Genomic DNA, 1,862 nt, shown 5'->3' with positions numbered 1-1,862 from the left:
GCCCACCGCCCCGAACGGCACGGGCGCGCCATGACCATCCAGCAGGTACACCCGCGTGTTGGCAATCGGGCGCCCGATCGGGACCACTGACCCATTAAAATCAGCCGGGCAAGTCCAGACTGTCGCGCAGACTGTTGCCTCGGTCGGGCCATAAGCGTTGATAATTGATGCTGGGGCCAGATTTCGCATGAGTTCAGGCTTCGGCAGCTCTCCAGCAAGAATGAGAACTTGCGCAGCCAAACGTTCGAGATCCTTGCTTGCCTGAAGCAACGCTGGGGGAAATGTCGCGTGGGTGATGGCTTCGCTTCGGAGATAATCCGATAGCTTGTTACTCGCTTGACGGATCTCGTCCGCAGGCAAGTGTAAAGCGGCCCCGGAGCCAAACGCCATCAGAAGCTCCCAAGCGCTTGCATCAAAACCAAGGGAGGCGAACTGCACGACTCGGCTGTTGGAAGAAGCGCCAAAAAGACCGACCTGAGCCAACAGCAGATTGACCAACCCCCGATGCTGGACCATGACGCCCTTTGGGGTTCCGGTTGAGCCGGAGGTGTAGACCACATAGGCGAGATGGCGCGATGTGAGGCCAAGCGTGCGCCGGTCAGGGTCCGAAGCCGGCCGTTCGGCCCAGGCCGGCGTGGCCGTCTCCAGATCGATGACCGTCACATCGGTCAGCACCTCGGGGCCGAGTACTGCGCGACCTGCGACGTCGCAAAGCAGCAGCCGCGGCGCGGCATCGTCGACAACCTGCTGCAGCCGCTCGCTGGTATAGGCTGGGTCCAGCGGCAGATAGGCACCGCCCGCCTTGAGGATCGCCAAGACACCAACCACCATGGCCAGGCTGCGTTCGAGGCAGATCGCCACCGGTTGGTCCGGCTTGACCCCGAGGGCGATTAGGTAATGCGCCAGCCGGTTGGCCCGCGCGTTGAGCTCGCCATAGCTCAGCCGCTCGTTTTCGCAGACCAGCGCCACCGCCTCCGACGCCTTTTGCACATGCGCCTCGAACAGCTCATGGACGCACCGCTCCGATGGATAGGCCTCCGCCGTCCGGTTCAGATCCTCCAGCAGATAGGTGCGCTCCTCAGCCGGCAGGATGTCCAGCTCGCGTACCGGCGTATCCGGGGCATGCTCCAGCGCCTCTGCCAGCTGCTCGAGCGCCCGCTGCATGTAGCCGCAGACCCGATCCGCAGAGATAGGCTCCGCCACCTGTACCGTCAGGCCCAGCGCCTCGCCAAAATCCTCCACCGAGAGGGTCAGCGGATAGTTGGTGCGTTCCTCCCCGCCCAGCCATTCCATACCCGACAAGACATCATCCGTCCCGGAGCCGGGGACAGCCGCCGCCGTGTTGTGACGGTAGTTCAACAGCGCGCTGAACAGCGGCGCCGACGCCGCAACGGCGCTGCAGCGCTGCGCCAGCGCCAGCGAGGCATGCTCATGTGCCACCAGCTCGGCCAGCCGGGCATGCGTCGTCAGCACGCTCGCCTCGACGGCGGTCCCGTCCAGATCAAGCCGCAGCGGCAGGGTGTTGATGAACGGGCCCATCGTGCGGTCGCCACCCGCCCCGCCATGCATGCGGCCGAACAGCACCGTGCCGAACACCACCTGCTCGCGCCCGCTGCTGCGCGCCACCACCTGACCCCACGCCAGATGGCACAGGCTCGCCAGGCTCACCCCAAGCCGCCGCGCCTGTATCCGCAGCCGCGCGTTGAGCGCCGGCGGCAGCATCCGCCGTGCTTGGCCGACCCCGCGGCCGTCGCCGCGCACCTCGCTCAAGCCGAACGGCGTGGTCGGCTCGTCGATGTCCCCCAGCAGTCCCCGGAAGAACTCTTCATGCGCCTTGGCATCACCGCCCAGATGCGCCTGCG

Annotated in this window: 1 protein-coding gene; it reads right to left on the bottom strand. The window is 65.9% G+C overall.

From position 1 onward, the window contains the following. On the bottom strand, positions 1–1,862 hold a 1,862-nt coding region (locus ABIB66_RS43440), incomplete at both ends, for a non-ribosomal peptide synthetase (protein WP_354260103.1).

Origin of the sequence: Bradyrhizobium sp. F1.13.3 (genome assembly GCF_040548265.1) — a bacterium.
GTDB lineage: Bacteria > Pseudomonadota > Alphaproteobacteria > Rhizobiales > Xanthobacteraceae > Bradyrhizobium.
The sequence above is the reverse complement of the archived record's forward strand: the minus strand, read 5'-3'. Positions and strand labels throughout refer to the sequence as shown.